Annotated in this window: 13 protein-coding genes; 8 read left to right on the forward strand and 5 right to left on the reverse strand. The window is 65.1% G+C overall.

Going from position 1 to position 15,939, the window contains the following annotated elements:
• Nucleotides 1–99: 99 nt before the first annotated feature.
• Nucleotides 100–510, reverse strand: coding sequence for a PA2817 family protein (locus tag ACF8C6_RS08675; protein WP_277691517.1), 411 nt, complete (start codon nucleotides 508–510; stop codon nucleotides 100–102).
• A gap of 61 nt (nucleotides 511–571) precedes the next feature.
• Entirely contained in the window at nucleotides 572–3,019 is a 2,448-nt protein-coding gene (locus ACF8C6_RS08680; RefSeq protein ID WP_392498912.1) for an acyl-CoA dehydrogenase, read from the reverse strand.
• A 310-nt stretch (nucleotides 3,020–3,329) separates the two neighbouring features.
• Between ACF8C6_RS08680 and ACF8C6_RS08685 the strand changes: the two genes are divergently transcribed.
• The 5 genes from ACF8C6_RS08685 to ACF8C6_RS08705 all read left to right on the forward strand — a co-directional run bounded on the left by ACF8C6_RS08685 (nucleotide 3,330) and on the right by ACF8C6_RS08705 (nucleotide 10,214).
• Entirely contained in the window at nucleotides 3,330–4,265 is a 936-nt protein-coding gene (locus ACF8C6_RS08685) for an ABC transporter ATP-binding protein (RefSeq protein WP_392498913.1), read from the forward strand.
• Entirely contained in the window at nucleotides 4,262–5,041 is a 780-nt protein-coding gene (locus ACF8C6_RS08690; RefSeq protein WP_392498914.1) for an ABC transporter permease, read from the forward strand. Before ACF8C6_RS08685 ends, ACF8C6_RS08690 begins: the two co-directional genes overlap by 4 nt.
• Before the next feature lie 81 nt (nucleotides 5,042–5,122).
• A complete protein-coding gene (locus ACF8C6_RS08695; protein ID WP_392498915.1) occupies nucleotides 5,123–6,151 on the forward strand; it encodes an efflux RND transporter periplasmic adaptor subunit in 1,029 nt (342 codons plus the stop codon).
• A complete protein-coding gene (locus ACF8C6_RS08700) occupies nucleotides 6,148–9,216 on the forward strand; it encodes an efflux RND transporter permease subunit (protein WP_392498917.1) in 3,069 nt (1,022 codons plus the stop codon). The genes ACF8C6_RS08695 and ACF8C6_RS08700 overlap by 4 nt, the downstream gene beginning before the upstream one ends.
• Nucleotides 9,217–9,299: 83 nt before the next feature.
• Nucleotides 9,300–10,214 (forward strand): hypothetical protein, encoded by a 915-nt coding sequence (locus tag ACF8C6_RS08705; protein WP_392498918.1) that lies wholly within the window; start codon nucleotides 9,300–9,302, stop codon nucleotides 10,212–10,214.
• A gap of 132 nt (nucleotides 10,215–10,346) precedes the next feature.
• Here the strand turns inward: ACF8C6_RS08705 and ACF8C6_RS08710 are convergent, their stop codons facing one another.
• From ACF8C6_RS08710 to ACF8C6_RS08720, 3 genes are all read right to left on the reverse strand, one after another.
• A complete protein-coding gene (locus ACF8C6_RS08710; protein ID WP_392498919.1) occupies nucleotides 10,347–10,679 on the reverse strand; it encodes a hypothetical protein in 333 nt (110 codons plus the stop codon).
• A gap of 74 nt (nucleotides 10,680–10,753) precedes the next feature.
• Entirely contained in the window at nucleotides 10,754–12,088 is a 1,335-nt protein-coding gene (locus ACF8C6_RS08715; RefSeq protein WP_392498920.1) for a heavy metal sensor histidine kinase, read from the reverse strand.
• Nucleotides 12,088–12,765: a heavy metal response regulator transcription factor gene (locus tag ACF8C6_RS08720; RefSeq protein WP_392498921.1), complete on the reverse strand. Its 678-nt coding sequence runs from the start codon at nucleotides 12,763–12,765 to the stop codon at nucleotides 12,088–12,090. The genes ACF8C6_RS08715 and ACF8C6_RS08720 overlap by 1 nt, the downstream gene beginning before the upstream one ends.
• A 144-nt stretch (nucleotides 12,766–12,909) precedes the next feature.
• On the opposite strand from ACF8C6_RS08720, the gene ACF8C6_RS08725 reads away from it, so the two are divergent.
• Genes ACF8C6_RS08725 through ACF8C6_RS08735 form a run of 3 tightly spaced genes read left to right on the forward strand, consistent with a single transcriptional unit; the run spans nucleotide 12,910 to nucleotide 15,834 of the window.
• Complete coding sequence (locus ACF8C6_RS08725) at nucleotides 12,910–13,434, forward strand: plastocyanin/azurin family copper-binding protein (protein ID WP_392498923.1); 525 nt, start codon at nucleotides 12,910–12,912, stop codon at nucleotides 13,432–13,434.
• Nucleotides 13,338–15,143, forward strand: coding sequence for a copper resistance system multicopper oxidase (locus ACF8C6_RS08730; RefSeq protein WP_392499055.1), 1,806 nt, complete (start codon nucleotides 13,338–13,340; stop codon nucleotides 15,141–15,143). Before ACF8C6_RS08725 ends, ACF8C6_RS08730 begins: the two co-directional genes overlap by 97 nt.
• Nucleotides 15,130–15,834, forward strand: coding sequence for a copper resistance protein B (locus ACF8C6_RS08735; RefSeq protein ID WP_392498924.1), 705 nt, complete (start codon nucleotides 15,130–15,132; stop codon nucleotides 15,832–15,834). Before ACF8C6_RS08730 ends, ACF8C6_RS08735 begins: the two co-directional genes overlap by 14 nt.
• The last annotated feature ends 105 nt before the right edge of the window (nucleotides 15,835–15,939 follow it).

Raw genomic sequence — 15,939 nt, forward strand, 5'->3', positions numbered from 1 at the left:
CGAAACGCCACCCACTCGGGTGGCGTTTTCGTTTGTGCGCAACTAGTTCAGAAAAAGGCCCGCTCGGCATTGCCAGCGGGCCTTTTGTGTAGGCGGCGATCAGTGCTTGGCGCTGTCGCTGGGCAGGGTCAGCAGTTGCTTCTCGCGGTTCCAGTCGAAGGGCTCGTCGTTCTCTTCGGCTTCGAAGCGACGTTCGTCAAGGCGCTGGAACAGTTCGATCTCTTCGTCCGGCATAAAGTGCAGGCAATCGCCGCCGAAGAACCACAGCAGGTCACGAGGCACCAGGTGGGCCACTTGCGGGTAACGGTGGAACACCTGGCTGATGATGTCCTGGCCCAGGTACTGGCTACTCTCCGGATCGACTGGCAGTTGCGCCAGCAGCTCGTCGAAACGCTCCAGGAACAGGGCGTGAGTATCGTCTTCCACCAGTTCAGCTTCGCCCAGGGCGACCAGAATGCCGCGCAGGTGGGCGAGCAGGGCGAGGTGGTGGTCGAGGTAGGCAGTGGCCATGGTGGGTGTCCTTTAACGCGAAAACGGGCGCGGAGTATAAGTCCCCGCGCCCGCGCTGTCGTCAGCGCACCTTTGCGCGGCTGAGTTTCAGATCCTCCTTGGCGAAGTCATCAACGTCGATCACCTTGCGGCGGGCGTCCTCTGCCGCTTGCAGTTGCGCAGCGTCTTCGGCGCTGAGCACCTCATGGCGCACGGCTGCGTCTATCAGGCTCTCCCCGGGGGCGGGCTGCAGCTGGCCGTCACGTTCGGCCTTGTCCACCTTGCGACGCAGGGCTTTGCTGCTCTCCAAAAGCTCGATGGCCTGGCTGAGAGCGGCTACCGGATCATCCTGCTGGCTGGGACGGAAACAGCCATCCAGCAGGTTTTCCAGTGCCGTATCGCCGGGATTTCGACCGAGGATGGCCGCAATTTCGGCGTCCAGGGCGTCGTCCGGACCGCGATGCCGGTGGCCAAGGGGGAAGACCAGTACATGTAGCAGGCAGCCCAGCCAGCGGTTGGGGAAGTTCTCCAAGACGCCTTGCAGGGCGTGTTCCGCTTTCTCCAGGTTTTCCTCCAGAGCCCAGCGAACCAGAGGTTGAAGTGCTTCGGGGTTGCCCTGGTCGTGGTAGCGCTTGAGGGCAGCGCTGGCCAGATAGAGGTGGCTGAGTACGTCGCCCAGGCGGGCGGAGAGTCGCTCGCGGCGTTTCAGTTCGCCGCCGAGCAGCATCATGCTGCAGTCGGCGAGCAGGGCGAAGGCCGCGGCCAGGCGATTGAGGCTGCGGAAATAGGGGCGACTGAGGTTGTCACCTGGCACATCGCCAAAGCGGCTGAGCGTCAGACCCAGCAGCAGGGTGCCGGCGGCATTGCTCACGGCAAAACCGACGTGACGCAGCAGCAGATCGTCGAACTCGACCAGCGCCTGCGCCTTGTCCTCGCGGTTTGCCAGGGCCATTTCATCGAGCACGAAGGGGTGGCAGCGAATAGCCCCCTGACCAAAGATCATCAGGTTGCGCGAGAGGATGTTGGCGCCCTCCACGGTGATGGAGATTGGCGCGCCCTGCCAGGAGCGTCCCAGGTAGTTGCTCGGGCCCATGATGATGCCCTTGCCGCCGTGGATATCCATGGCGTGGCCGATGCATTCGCGCCCGCGCTCGGTCAGGTGGTACTTGAGGATGGCCGAGAGCACCGAGGGCTTCTCGCCCAGGTCGACGGCGCTGGCCGTCAGGCGACGAGCGGCGTCCATCATCCAGGCATTGCCGCCAATGCGTGCCAGGGCTTCCTGGATGCCTTCGAAGGCGGCCAGTGGTACGCCGAACTGCTCGCGTACCCGGCTGTACTGGCCACTGACCAGGCTGGAAAACTTGGCGGCTCCAGTACCGCCGGCCGGCAGGGAGATGGAGCGGCCGACCGACAGGCAGTTCATCAGCATCATCCAGCCCTTGCCGAGGTATTGCGGCCCGCCGATCAGGTAGTCCAGCGGCACGAACACGTCTTTGCCGGCGTTGGGGCCGTTCATGAAGGCTGCGCCCAGCGGGAGGTGGCGACGGCCGATTTCCACGCCGGGGGTGTCGGTAGGAATCAGCGCGAGGCTGATGCCCAGGTCTTCCTCCTCACCGAGCAGGTGATCCGGGTCGTACGCTTTGAAAGCCAAGCCCAGCAGGGTGGCGATGGGGCCAAGGGTGATGTAGCGCTTTTCCCAGGTCAGGCGCAGGCCGATGACTTCTTCACCGTTCCACTGGCCCTTGCAGACGATGCCTGTGTCCGGCATGGCACCGGCGTCGGAGCCTGCCAGCGGGCCGGTCAGCGCGAAGCAGGGGATCTCTTCACCGCTCGCCAGGCGCGGCAGGTAGTGCTGGCGCTGCTCATCGGTGCCGTAGTGCAACAGCAGCTCGGCCGGGCCCAGGGAGTTGGGCACCATCACGGTGGAGGCCAGGTCGCCGGAGCGGGTGGCGAGTTTCATCACCACCTGCGAGTGGGCGAACGCGGTGAAACCCTTGCCACCATATTCCTTGGGAATGATCAGGCCGAAGAAGCCATGCTGTTTGATGTGTTTCCAGGCCTTGTCGGGCAGGTCGAGGTGCTGGCCGATATCCCAGTCGCTGACCATGGCGCACAGCTCTTCCACTGGGCCGTCGATAAAGGCCTGCTCCTCCTCCGTGAGTCGGGTGGTGGGGTAATCGAGCAGTACCTGCCAATCCGGTTTGCCACTGAACAACTGGCCATCCCACCACACGGTGCCGGCCTCGATGGCTTCACGCTCGGTATTCGACATCGGCGGCAGGACTTTCTGGAACCAGGTGAACAAGGGGCCGGTGATGGTCTTGCGGCGCAGTTCGGGAAGGAACAGCGGCACGGCGACGCCGAGCCAGAGCAGCCACAGGATCAACAACGCCCAACCCGGCGCATCGCCAGAGAGGGCGAGCAGGCTCAGGAAAACGGCGACCAGGGTGAGCGAGATGGGCACAGAAACGCGCCGATAGGCCAGCGCGGCCACACCGATGACAAGCAGCAACAACCAGACAGCCAGCATGCGTAATCCTCCATGAGTCCGGCCCCATGAGTGGGGCCAGCGGGTGCGGCAGGCACGCGCAGTGAGTGTGGGTGCGCTCGCCGCTTGGTGGTAGTGACAACCCTCAGGGTAGACCGTTCAGTTAGCCTTGCTGGTGTGTGGCGAATAATCGAGCCTGTTGATAATCAAGATTGGTGATTGCGACTTCATGATTGGCCCCGGCCTTGATAGGGTGCCGGGCAGTGATCGGGCTCTCGCCGAAACATCTGGTTGCATTGGCGGCGGTAGCGGCGTATCAAACCTTTCTCTTTTCGCAAGGCTTGTATTGTTCATGAGTAGCGCACTGTCCATCCGGCAGCTCACCAAGACCTACGCCAACGGCTTTCAGGCCCTCAAGGGCATCGACCTTGAGGTCGCTGAGGGCGACTTTTTTGCCTTGCTTGGTCCCAACGGGGCGGGCAAGTCCACGACCATCGGCATCCTCTCTACCTTGGTCAACAAGAGCGGCGGCACGGTCAGCGTCTTTGGTCACGACCTGGATCGCGACCCCTCCGGCCTCAAGCGCTGCCTGGGTGTGGTGCCGCAGGAGTTCAACTTCAGCCAGTTCGAGAAGGTCTTCGACATTGTCGTGACCCAGGCGGGTTACTACGGTATCCCGCAGGGCGTGGCCAAGCAGCGTGCCGAGCAGTACCTGACCCAGCTCGGCCTGTGGGACAAGCGCAACGAAGCTGCGCGCATGCTCTCTGGCGGCATGAAGCGGCGCCTGATGATCGCCCGCGCGCTGGTGCACGAGCCGCGCCTGCTGATCCTCGACGAGCCCACCGCCGGTGTGGATATCGAGCTGCGTCGCTCGATGTGGAGCTTCCTCACCGAGCTGAACCAGAAGGGCATCACCATCATTCTCACCACGCACTATCTGGAGGAGGCGGAACAGCTGTGCCGCCACATCGGCATCATCGACCACGGCCAGATCGTCGAAAACACCAGCATGAAGGCGCTGCTCAAGACCCTGCATGTGGAAACCTTCCTGCTCGATCTCAAGGAGTCACTGCTGGTGCCGCCGCAGCTGGTGGGCTACCCGGCCAGTCTGGTCGACCACCACACCCTGGAGGTGCAGGTGGAGAAGAGCCTGGGCGTCACCGAGCTGTTCCGCCAGCTGGCGGCGCAGAACATCGAAGTGCTGAGCATGCGCAACAAGAGTAATCGTCTCGAGGAGCTGTTCGTGTCCCTGGTCGAGAAGAACCTGGCGAAGAAGGTGGCGCAATGAGTCCGGAACTCAGCTCCAACTGGATTGCCCTGCAAACCATCGTGCGCCGCGAAGTGCGCCGTTTCATGCGCATCTGGGCGCAGACCCTGCTGCCCCCGGCCATCACCATGGCCCTGTACTTCGTGATCTTCGGCCGCCTGATCGGCAGTCAGGTCGGCGGCGTGGGGCAGTACTCCTACATGGAGTTCATCGTGCCCGGCCTGATCATGATGTCGGTGATCACCAACTCCTACAGCAACGTGGTGTCGAGCTTCTTCTCCAGCAAGTTCCAGCGCAACGTCGAGGAGTTGCTGGTATCGCCGGTATCGCCGCATACCATCCTCATTGGCTACACCATCGGCGGCGCCCTGCGCGGTCTGGCGGTGGCCTTTATCGTCACACTGTTGTCGCTGTTCTTCACCCACCTGCAGGTACACCACCTGGGCGTGACGGTGCTGGTGATCCTGCTCACCGCGATCACCTTCTCGCTGGGCGGCTTTATCAATGCGGTGTTCGCGCGCAACTTCGACGATATCTCGATCATTCCGACCTTCGTGCTGACGCCGCTGACCTACCTCGGCGGGGTGTTCTACTCGATCAGCCTGTTGCCTGAGTTCTGGCAGCACGTGTCGCTGGCCAATCCCATCCTGCACATGGTCAACGCCTTCCGCTACGGCATCCTCGGCGTGTCCGACATCAATATCGGCATCGCCATCGGCATGATGCTGCTGGCCAGCACGGTGCTCTATATCGTCTGCATCCGCCTGCTGCAGAGCGGTCGCGGCATGCGCCAGTAAGCATTGGGTAACATTTAAGACGCTCGGCAAGCCCGGGAGGCATCGCTAAACTCGACCGCTTGGACAACAAGAGGTCGCTCGATGACAACCCGCTGCCGCCATGCCCTGTTCATCGCCTCCCTGCTCGTCATTACCGCGCCTGCGGCCCTGGCCGAGCGACCTCCGCGGGTGGAAGTGGTGCAGCCCGAGCGGGCGCTGGTGCGTGACGAACTGGTGACCTTCGGCTCGCTGCGTTCGGACGAGTCGACCATGATTCGCCCGGAAGTCGACGGCCGTGTCGCCAGCCTGCAGTTCCGCGAAGGCCAGGCGGTCAAGGCCGGTGAGTTGCTGGTCAGCCTGGATGATTCCATTGCCCGCGCCGAACTGGCCCAGGCCCGCGCCAACCTGGACCTGGCCGATAAGAGCTTCGAACGCACGCAGATGCTGTTCAAGCGCGGCGCCAGCAATGCACAGACTCTCGACGAAGCGCAGTCGCAGCTGCAGGCGGCACGCGCCAGTCTGGCCCTGGCCCAGGCGCGGCTGGACAAGACGCAGATCCGCGCGCCCTACGACGGCGTGCTCGGCCTGCGCCTGGTCAGCGTGGGCGACTACCTCAGCGCCGGCGACGATATCGTCAACCTGGAAGTGCTCGACCCGCTCAAGGTGGACTTCCGCATCCCGCAGAAGGCGGTCAGCCAGGTGCGCCTGGGGCAGGCCATCGAGCTGAGCCTGGACGCCTATCCCGGCGAGCGTTTCCGTGGCGAAATCATCGCCCTCAACCCGCGTCTGGACGAAGTCGGCCGCAGCCAGGCGCTGCGCGCGCAGGTGGCCAATGCCGACCAGCGCCTCAAGCCCGGGCAGTTCGTCAAGGTCTCGGTGATCCTCGCCGAGCGCCCGCAGGCTTTGCTGATTCCGGAAGAGGCGGTGATGCCGCTGGGCCAGTTGCTGTTCGTCAACCTGGTCGTGGACGGCAAGGTCGAGCGCCGGCAGATCCGCCTGGGCCAGCGCCAGCGCGGCAAGGCCGAGGTGGTCGAGGGGCTGGACGGTAGCGAAACGCTGATCAGCGCCGGCTGGCAGAAGGTCGCGCCGGGCCGTGAGGTGCGCAGCGAGCCGCGGAGTGAGGCGCCATGACCCTCTCCGACATCTGCATTCGCCGGCCGGTGTTCGCCACCGTGCTGTCGTTGATCATCGTGCTGCTCGGCCTGCTGGCCTACGAGCGCCTGGCGGTGCGCGAATACCCCAACATCGACGTGCCGATCGTCACGGTCAACGTCATGTACCCCGGCGCCAGCCCGGAGATCATGGAATCGCAGGTCGCCCAGCCGGTTGAGGACGTGCTCTCGGGCATCGAGGGGCTGGATTTCGTCAGCTCCATCAGTCGCTCGGAGAGCACCCAGATCACCGCGCAGTTCCGCCTTGGCACCGACTCCGACGAGGCGGCCAACGACGTGCGCGACCGCCTGGGCCGGGTGCGCAGCCTGCTGCCGGACGAGATCGACGAGCCCATGGTGCAGAAGGTCGAGGCCGACGCCCAGCCGGTGATCTGGCTGGCCTTCTACAGCGAACGCTTCTCCGCCATGGAGATCACCGACGTGATCGAACGTGTGGTGCAGGATCGCCTGCAGACCATTCCCGGCGTGTCCGAGGTGCTGATCCGCGGCGCGCGCACCTATGCCATGCGCATCTGGCTGGACCCGGAGAAGCTGGCCGCGCATGACCTCACCGTGCAGGACGTGGAGGACGCCCTGCGCCGGCAGAACGTGGAGATTCCCGCCGGGCGCATCGAGTCGGTGCAGCGCGAGTTCTCCGTACTGGCGGAAACCGACCTGCAGACCCCCGAGCAATTCAACCAGCTGATCCTCGACGACTCGCGCGGCTACCTGCTGCGCCTGTCCGATGTCGGTCATGCCGAAATCGGCGCCGCCGACGAGCGCACCCTGGCGCGTTTCAACGGCCGTTCGGCGTTGGCGGTGGGCCTGGTCAAGCAGGCCACGGCCAACCCACTGGATATCTCAGATGGCCTGGAGCAGGCGCTGCCCAGCCTGCGCAAGCTGCTGCCCGAAGGCATGCAGATGCAGGTGTCGAACGACAACTCGCAGTTCATCCGCGAGTCGATCAGCAACGTCTACACCACCATCTGGGAAGCGGTGCTGCTGGTCATCCTGATCATCTTCCTGTTCCTGCGCTCGCTGCGCGCCACGCTGATCCCGCTGGTGACCATTCCGGTGTCGCTGATCGGTGCCTGCGCGCTGATGGCGCTGATGGGTTTTTCCATCAACACCCTGACCCTGCTGGCCATGGTGCTGGCCATCGGCCTGGTGGTGGACGACGCCATCGTCGTGCTGGAGAACATTCACCGGCACATCGAGCAGGGCATGAGCCCCATGCGGGCAGCCTTCATCGGTAGCCGCGAGATCGCCTTCCCGGTGATCGCCATGACCCTGACCCTGGCCGCGGTGTACGCGCCGATCGGCTTTATGCAGGGCACCACCGGCAAGCTGTTCACCGAATTCGCCTGGACCCTGGCCGGCGCCGTGCTGGTGTCCGGCTTCGTTGCCCTGACCCTGTCGCCGATGATGTGCGCCCACCTGCTCAAGGCGCATTCGCCGCAGCAACACCACAGCCGCCTGTACAACCTCATCGAGCGCGGCCTGGAGCGGCTTAATCATAGCTATGGGCGCCTGCTGCAGCGGGTGCTGCGCGCCTGGTGGCTGGTGCTGGTGGTGCTGGCGGCGATGCTCGCCCTGTGCGCCTGGCTGTTCCTCGGCCTGCGCAGTGAGCTGGCACCGACCGAGGACACCGGCACCATCGTCGGCTCGATCAACGGCCCGGACGGCGCCACCCTGGGCTACACCAGTCGCTACGCCAGGCAGTTGGAGGAGGCCTATGCCTCCATCCCCGAGACCAACCGCTACATGGTCATCGTCGGTTTCCCCACGGTGGCCCAGGGCCTGTCGTTCATGAAACTGGAGGACTGGGACGCGCGTGAGCGCAGCCAGTTCGAGATTCGTGACGAGCTGCTGCCCAAGCTGCAGGACATTCCCGGCGTGCGCGCCTTCCCGATCAACCGGCCGCCGCTGGGCCAGAGCGCGCGCAACCAGCCGGTCAACTTCGTGATCCGCTCCTCGCTGGAATACGCCGAGCTGCAACCCTACGTCGAGCAGCTGCTGGCCGAGGTGCGCGACTACCCGGGCCTGGAGAGCCTGGACAGCGACCTCAAGCTCAACACGCCGCAGCTCAAGGTCACGGTCAACCGCGAACAGGCGGTGGCGGTGGGTACTGACGTGGCCACCATCGGCCGCAGCCTGGAGAGCCTGTTCGGCAGCCGCCAAGTGACCCGCTTCAAGCAGAACGGCGAGCAGTACGACGTGCTGGTGCAGCTGCAGGACGTCGACCGCAGCAACCCGGACGACCTCAACCGCGTCTACGTGCGCGGCCGCGACGGCAGCATGGTGCAGCTGTCCAACCTGATCGAGGTGCGCGAGACGGTGGCGCCGCGCGAGCTCAACCACTTCAACCAGCTGCGCGCGGTCACGGTCACTGCCAACGTCGGCTCCGGCTACACCCTGGGCCAGGCGCTGGATCACCTGGAGGCGCGCGCGCGGGCGATCTTCCCGGCCGATACCCAGTTCGACTACACCGGCACTTCGCGTGACTTCAAGGAGTCCGAGAGCGGGGTGGCGCTGATCTTCGTGCTGGCCCTGGTGTTCATCTTCCTGGTGCTGGCGGCGCAGTTCGAGAGCTTCCTCGACCCGCTGATCATCCTGTTCAGTGTGCCGCTGTCGATGGCCGGCGCGCTGCTGGCGCTGACCCTGTTCGGCGGCACCCTGAACATCTATTCGCAGGTCGGCCTGGTGACCCTGATCGGGCTGATCACCAAGCACGGCATCCTCATCGTCGAGTTCGCCAATCACCGGCTGCGCGAAGGCCGCGAACTGGGCGAGGCGGTGCTGGAGGCGGCGCTGCAGCGCCTGCGGCCGATCCTGATGACGACAGGGGCGATGGTCCTCGGCGCGGTGCCCCTGGCCATCGCCAGCGGCGCCGGCGCCGAGAGCCGCCAGCAGATCGGCATGGTCATCGTCGGTGGCCTGCTGGTGGGCACCTTCTTCACCCTGTTCGTGGTGCCGACGCTGTATATGCTGCTGCGCCGCTGGCGGCCAATCGCCCAGCTCAGCGCGGAACTGCCGCAACACTAGTGGGGCCGTTGGTCGCGGCAGCTTGCGGGTGAGCCCCCAGCGGCTATGCCTGTAACAGGCATCGTTCGCAGGGAGGCTGATCCATGAAAACCCATCTCTTGCTGCTGGCACTGCTGCTGCCGCTGGCCGGCTGCACCCTCGACCGTTCCGGACTGGCGGGCATGCCGCCGGGCGAGTTCAACGCCACACCGGCACTGGCTTGCCCCGGCGACACGGTGACCATTACCTGGGACACCGAAAGACCGAGGCATCCCGATTTCTGCCGTTATCCCGATGGCAACCTGCCCACCCTGGAGCGTTGTAGCTCCAGTGGGAGTTGCAGCGTGGGTGGCAGCACCTGCCTGGATGGCCACTGCAACCTGTGCTCGGCCATCAGCGATACACAGGAGCGTTTGAGTGAATGCGCTTCGCCCAGCGACGCGGGCTGCCAGCCGGATATCAATGCGCGTTTGCGCCTGGACCCCGAACCGACGCCGCCGCTGGCCGCTGCGGAGGATATTCGCCAGCACCGTGGCGAGAGAACGTTCGTGGTGGCGCAAACCACCGATATTGCCTTCCTCAGCGAAGTGGCCGACCCCGAGGGCAACCGCGCGGGCAATCCGCAGTGGCTGGGGCGGCTCGACATGAATGCGCGGGTCGAGGTGGTCGACCCCGATCTGGTGCGCACGGCGCCGAACGCTTACGAGTGCCGCGGCGGCGCCAGCTGGCCCGGAACCCGGCTCGAGGAGCTGTTCCCTGACGCATCGCCGCGCCTGCGCCTGCTCTCGGTGCGCAATCCCAATCGCTTCGTCGTGGTGGGTAATCTCGATGGCGTGCCGCTGCGCCTGGAGCCTGGCGAGACCATCATGCCGGGGTCTTTGCTCGCAGGGCCGCTGCAGGCTCAGCCGGACCCTGCGTTTCTGCGTACCCTGCCGCCGGTGCAATGCAGCGCAGTCACCAGCATCGGCAGCTACCCGAGCGCGCCTTTGCAGCTGACCGTGGGCTGCACTGCCCCCTAGGAGCCTGGAAAGGCCAAAAATGCCGGTCGTCTCCGGTGAATGCGCGGCGTTGAGCCCGGAGGATGTGGGTGTGTGCCCATTGCCATTTCCGGCAGGGCGGCGCCGGCCTGACGTCCGCCCCGTTGGCAACCTTTAGCTGACGCTCTGGCGGGCCACGCCGCGTGGCAGGCGATTGCGGCCCGGCAGCTGCTCCAGGCGCTGCGCCCATTCGCTGCGTACAGACTTGCGCGGCGCCGGCGCAGTCAGTGTGGCGGCAGCGGTGACCGGCTCGACCTTGGCGGCTTTGGCCGCCGCACGCAGCTCGGCCAGGCTGGGGGTCTTGTTGACGGGTGCCTGGGCTTTCTTCTCGCCTGCACGCAGGCACAGCTTGCAGGAAACCTGGGCTTGTTCTGTGGTGGTGTTGAGGCTCGACCCGGTGCGCCCGCAGGCGACGCTGTCTGGCGCGGTGGAGTAGTGAATAACCAAGGTGTTGTCTCCTGCATTTTTCGGGGCGCGGGATGGTACACGCAGGAGCGCTGGATGCAACCTTGACGTGATGCTCAGCCTTGTGGGGCGGGCGGAAGATCCAGGATGAAACGCGTCCAGCCTTCGGCAGACCGACACGCCAGGACGCCGCCGTGTGACTGAGCAATGGAACGGGCAATGGCCAGGCCAAGCCCGGCATGTTCGGTGCCCCCTTCACGGCGTGCCGGGTCTGCCCGGTAGAAGCGATCGAACAGGCGCTCGCATTGTTCGGGTGGAATCTGTGGCCCCTGGTTGGCCACTTCGATGCGGGTCGGGGTGGCACTCAGGCGCAATTCTCCGCCAGACGGGGTAAAGCGCAGGGCATTGTCGATCAGATTGGACAGCATCCGGCGCAGTAGCACGCGATCGGCGTCGAGCTGACCGCAGGCTTCGACCGTCAACCGCACGCCGGTCTCTTCGGCCAGTGGTGCGAAGTAGTCGGCCAGGGCCGATAACTCGGCCTCCAGCATCAAGGGTTCACGGCGGGTTTGCAGCAGACCGTTGTCGGCCTTGGCCAGCAGGAGCATGTCGCCGACCATCTGCGCCAGGTGCTGCAGCTCTTCGAGGTTCGAATGCAGGGCTTCGCGATAGTCCTCCAGTGCCCGTGGCTGGCTAAGAATCACCTGGGTCTGGGTCAGCAGGTTGGACAGCGGCGTGCGCAGCTCGTGGGCGATGTCGGCGGAGAAGGCCGAGAGGCGCGCGAAGGCGTCTTCCAGGCGCGCCAGCATGGCGTTGAAGGCCTCGGTCAGCTCCTGCAGCTCGGCCGGGATGCCGTCCAGCGGCAGGCGGGTGGTCAGCGACTGCGCCGACACCTGCTGTGCCACGCCGGTCATCCGGCGCAGTGGGCGTAGGCCGCGGCGCGCCACCCACGCGCCGAGCAGCGCGGTGGCCAGCGCCGAGAGACCGACGCAAAGCCAGATCAGTCGCTGCATCTGGGCCAGAAAGTGCTGATGGTGGGTGATGTCCAGCAGCAGGCTGAGTTGCAGCCCGCTGTCCAGTCGCTCCTCGATCACGCGAAAGTCGCTGCCCTGGTGCTGCCAGCGGCTGATGTGTTGCTTATTCGGCGGCAGGTGACTGAGCACGGCGTGGCTGGTGAACCATAGCTGGCCGTCTGTGCCCTGGATACGCAGGGCCAGTTCGGGGTGGCGTTGCAGTTCCTGCTCCAGTTGTGGGCGCCTTGCAGCCAGGTTTTCTCGGCTGGTTACGCCCTGCAGCTGCTCGGCCAATACCGTCAGTTTGCCCTGCAGCTGTTGCTGATCCAGCTCGACGAAGTGCGCTTCACTGGCCCGTGTGAACAGCGCGCCGGCCACCAGGGCCACCGCGGCAGCGCAGGCGGCGAACAGTAGCGCCAATCGGTTGGCCAGTGACATCAGGCGCGCACCTCCAGCACATAGCCCATCCCACGCACCGTGTGGATCAGTGGTGCGGCGAAGCCGTCGTCAACCTTGCTGCGCAAGCGGCGAATGGCGACCTCGATGACGTTGGTGTCGCTGTCGAAATTCATATCCCACACCTGCGAGGCAATCAGCGACTTGGGCAGCACCTCGCCCTGGCGGCGCAGCAGCAGTTCCAGCAGGGCGAACTCCTTGGCGGTCAGCTCGATGCGCTGGCCGGCGCGCTCGGCGCGACGGCGCAGCAGGTCGAGGGACAGGTCGGCGGCTTGCAGCAGGTGCTCCTGTGGTGCGCCGTTGCCGCGCCGTAACAGGCTACGCACCCGCGCTAGCAGCTCGGTAAAGGCGAAGGGCTTGACCAGATAGTCGTCGGCGCCGCCTTCCAGCCCGCGTACGCGGTCTTCAACGGCATCGCGGGCGGTGAGGAATAGTACCGGGGTGGCCAGGCCGGCGGCGCGTACGCTGGCGAGAATCTGCCAGCCGTCGCGGCCGGGCAGCATCACGTCGAGAATCAACAGGTCATGGTCGCCGGACAGCGCCAGGTGCTCGCCGCCAAGACCGTCCTGGGCCAGTTCGACGGCGAAACCAGCCTCGCTCAGGCCCTGGCGCAGGTACTGGCCGGTCTTGGGTTCGTCTTCGACAATCAACAATTTCATGGCGCAACTCAGGGCAATGACAGTCGGCTTTATACGCCAGCCAAGGGCTAGGCAGGGCCAAGCTGACAAAGATGTAATCTTCGCGTCAGCTTAGCGCCAGCTGCGGCTGCCTAGAGTGGCGAAAACGATTGAAGGAGTTTCGCCATGTCCGTACGCCTGTTCCTGCCACTGCTCTGCGCCGTCAGCCTGCCCGCCCTGGCCGATGCGGGGCACTACGCCTTTGGCCAGCCGGCACCTGCGGCCAAGGCCGAGCGCACCGTCGAGATCACCCTGGGCGACATGTACTACGAGCCGGCTTCGGTGCAGGTCAAGGCTGGCGAGACGGTGCGCTTCGTGCTGAAGAACGAAGGCAGCCTGCTGCATGAGTTCAGCCTGGGCGACGCCGCCATGCATGCCGAGCATCAGCAGCACATGTTGATGATGCAGCAGATGGGCATGATTGGTGAGAACGGCATCGTGCCCATGGACCACTCGAAGATGGGCCATGACATGGCTGGGATGGACCACGGCAAGATGGCCCACGACGATCCCAACACCGTCATGATTGCCCCAGGCAAAAGTGCCGAGCTGACCTGGACCTTCAGCAAGGCTACCGGTCTGGAGTTCGCCTGCAACCTGCCGGGCCACTACCAGGCGGGTATGGTCGGCAACCTGGAGGTGCAACCGTGAGGAAATGGCTGATCTGCCTATTGCTGGGTACGAGTTTCAGCGCCCAGGCCGGCCGCTACGAACTGGTGATCGACGAGGGCCAGGTGCGCTTTTCCGACGGCGTGCGCCCGGCGCTGACCGTCAACGGCCAGAGCCCGGCGCCGGAGCTGCGCTTTCAGGAGGGTGAGGAGGTCGAGATCGCCGTTACCAACAGGCTGGACCGCATGACCGCCCTGCACTGGCACGGCATCATCCTGCCCTACACCCAGGATGGCGTGCCGGGCATCAGCTTCCCCGGAATCCAGCCTGGCGAGACCTTTACCTACCGCTTCACCCTCAACCAGTCCGGCACCTATTGGTACCACGCCCATGCCGACTTCCAGGAGCAGGAAGGTATCTACGGCCCGCTGATCGTCGAGCCGAAGAAGCGCGAGCCGTACCGCTACGACCGTGAGTACACCGTACTGCTGTTCGACTGGCAGGACGAGAAGCCGGAGCGCACCCTGGCCAACCTGAAGAAGCAGGCCGACTACTACAACGACCAGCAGCCGACCCTTGGCGACCTGTTCCGCGATGCCAAGCGCGATGGCTGGGGCGCGGCGCTCAAGGACCGCTGGGACTGGGGCAACATGCGCATGGCCAAGACCGATATTGCCGATGTCAGTGGCTTCCGTTTCCTGGTCAACGGCCGCGACAGCGAGCAGAACTGGACCGCGCTGTTCAAGCCGGGTGAGCGGGTGCGCCTGCGCATCATCAACGGCTCAGGCATGAGCTACTTCGACCTGCGCATCCCCGGCCTGGCCATGACCGTGGTGCAGGCCGACGGCAACGATGTGCAGCCGGTGGTGGTGGATCAGCTGCGCATCGCCGTGGCCGAGACCTACGACGTGATCGTCCAGCCGCGCGAGGACAAGGCCTATACCCTGTTCGCCGAGTCCATGGACCGGCGTGGCTATGCCCGCGCCACTCTGGCGCCGCGCCCTGGCATGCAGGGCGAAGTGCCGGCGCTGCGCGAGCCGCGCCTGCTGACCATGGCCGACATGGGCATGGCCCATGCCGGTATGGATCACGGCGGTATGGATCACTCGGATATGGCGGGCATGGATCACTCGGCGATGGCCGGGATGGACCATTCGCAGATGGCCGGCATGGATCATGGCGCGATGAATCACGCGGCCATGGCTCAGGCGAACAATCCGGACTACGCCGCAGGCAGCGGTATCGCCCCCGAGCCTGTGGACGGTGGGCGCGTGCTGGTCTACGGCGACCTCAAGGCCATGCGCCCGGCCGCCGGCTACCGGGCGCCGGACCGTACCATCGAACTGCAGCTGACCGGCAACATGGAGCGCTACTTCTGGTCGTTCAACGGCGTGAAGTACTCCGAGGCCGAGCCGATCCGCCTCAAGTTTGGCGAGCGGGTGCGTTTTCGCTTCGTCAACCAGACCATGATGAACCACCCCATGCACCTCCACGGCATGTGGATGCAGCTGGACAAGGGCAACGGCCGGTTCAATCCGCTCAAACATATCGTCAACGTGGCGCCCGGCCAGACCGTTGAAGTGGACGTGCCGGTCGACGCCATGGGCGAGTGGGCTTTCCACTGCCACCTGATCTACCACATGGCCAGTGGCATGTTCCGCAAGATCGTGGTGGAGGATGCCACGGGCGCGACCCAGCCCTTCTACAGTGAGCAGCCGGCCGCCAAGGAGAGTGAACATGCGCACCATTAATCTGCTGCCGGCGCTGCTGCTGGCCACCCCGGTGCTGGCCATGGAGCAACACATGGATGCCATGCCGGTGGCCAAGCTCAGCGTTGATCATCTGGAGCAGCGCTTCGATGGTGACGACCAGGGCCTGAGCTGGGAGGTCGAAGGCACCTACGGCAATGACCTGCACAAGCTGGTGCTGAAAAGCAGCGGCGAGCGTTCCGATGGCGGGCCGACCGAGTCGAGCGAGACCCAGTTGCTCTACCGGCGTATGGCCACGGAGTTCTTTGACTGGCAGGCCGGTGTGCGCCATGACGATCAGCCGGGCCCGGCGCGCAGTTATGCGGTGCTGGGGCTCAAGGGCCTGGCGCCGCAGTGGATCGAGCTGGATGCCAACCTGTTCGTCAGCGAGCGTGGCGATCCGTCGCTGCGCGTTGAGGCCGAGTACGAACTGCTGCTGACCCAGCGCTGGGTACTGGAGCCCAAGCTGGAGTACGACCTGGCCCTGGCCGACGACCGCGATCTGGGCATCGGCGCCGGTGGCAGCACGCTGGAGGCCGGCTTGCGCCTGAACTACCGGGTCAGCCCGCAGTTCTCGCCCTATGTCGGCTACGTCTGGGAGAAGACCTACGGCCGCACGGGCGACTGGCTGCGCGAGGAGGGCGAGCACGACGAGGAGGGCGCCTGGGTGGTGGGCCTGAAGTTCTGGTTGTGAGGCACACCTCTCCCACTTTGGGGAGAGGGGCAATGGGCCATTTACCCTCTCCCCAGCCCTCTCCCGTGAACGGGAGAGGGGGGTAAGCCAGCCTTTAGCCCGAAT

Source organism: Pseudomonas sp. zbq_18 (genome assembly GCF_043102245.1).
In the GTDB taxonomy this organism is placed as follows: Bacteria; Pseudomonadota; Gammaproteobacteria; order Pseudomonadales; family Pseudomonadaceae; genus Aquipseudomonas.

Bases quoted from the DNA above. Each gene is read 5' to 3' on its own strand.
- ACF8C6_RS08675 (WP_277691517.1), bottom strand. From the start codon at position 510: ATGGCCACTGCCTACCTCGACCACCACCTCGCCCTGCTCGCCCACCTG.
- ACF8C6_RS08680 (WP_392498912.1), bottom strand. From the start codon at position 3,019: ATGCTGGCTGTCTGGTTGTTGCTGCTTGTCATCGGTGTGGCCGCGCTG.
- ACF8C6_RS08685 (WP_392498913.1), top strand. From the start codon at position 3,330: ATGAGTAGCGCACTGTCCATCCGGCAGCTCACCAAGACCTACGCCAAC.
- ACF8C6_RS08690 (WP_392498914.1), top strand. From the start codon at position 4,262: ATGAGTCCGGAACTCAGCTCCAACTGGATTGCCCTGCAAACCATCGTG.
- ACF8C6_RS08695 (WP_392498915.1), top strand. From the start codon at position 5,123: ATGACAACCCGCTGCCGCCATGCCCTGTTCATCGCCTCCCTGCTCGTC.
- ACF8C6_RS08700 (WP_392498917.1), top strand. From the start codon at position 6,148: ATGACCCTCTCCGACATCTGCATTCGCCGGCCGGTGTTCGCCACCGTG.
- ACF8C6_RS08705 (WP_392498918.1), top strand. From the start codon at position 9,300: ATGAAAACCCATCTCTTGCTGCTGGCACTGCTGCTGCCGCTGGCCGGC.
- ACF8C6_RS08715 (WP_392498920.1), bottom strand. From the start codon at position 12,088: ATGTCACTGGCCAACCGATTGGCGCTACTGTTCGCCGCCTGCGCTGCC.
- ACF8C6_RS08720 (WP_392498921.1), bottom strand. From the start codon at position 12,765: ATGAAATTGTTGATTGTCGAAGACGAACCCAAGACCGGCCAGTACCTG.
- ACF8C6_RS08725 (WP_392498923.1), top strand. From the start codon at position 12,910: ATGTCCGTACGCCTGTTCCTGCCACTGCTCTGCGCCGTCAGCCTGCCC.
- ACF8C6_RS08735 (WP_392498924.1), top strand. From the start codon at position 15,130: ATGCGCACCATTAATCTGCTGCCGGCGCTGCTGCTGGCCACCCCGGTG.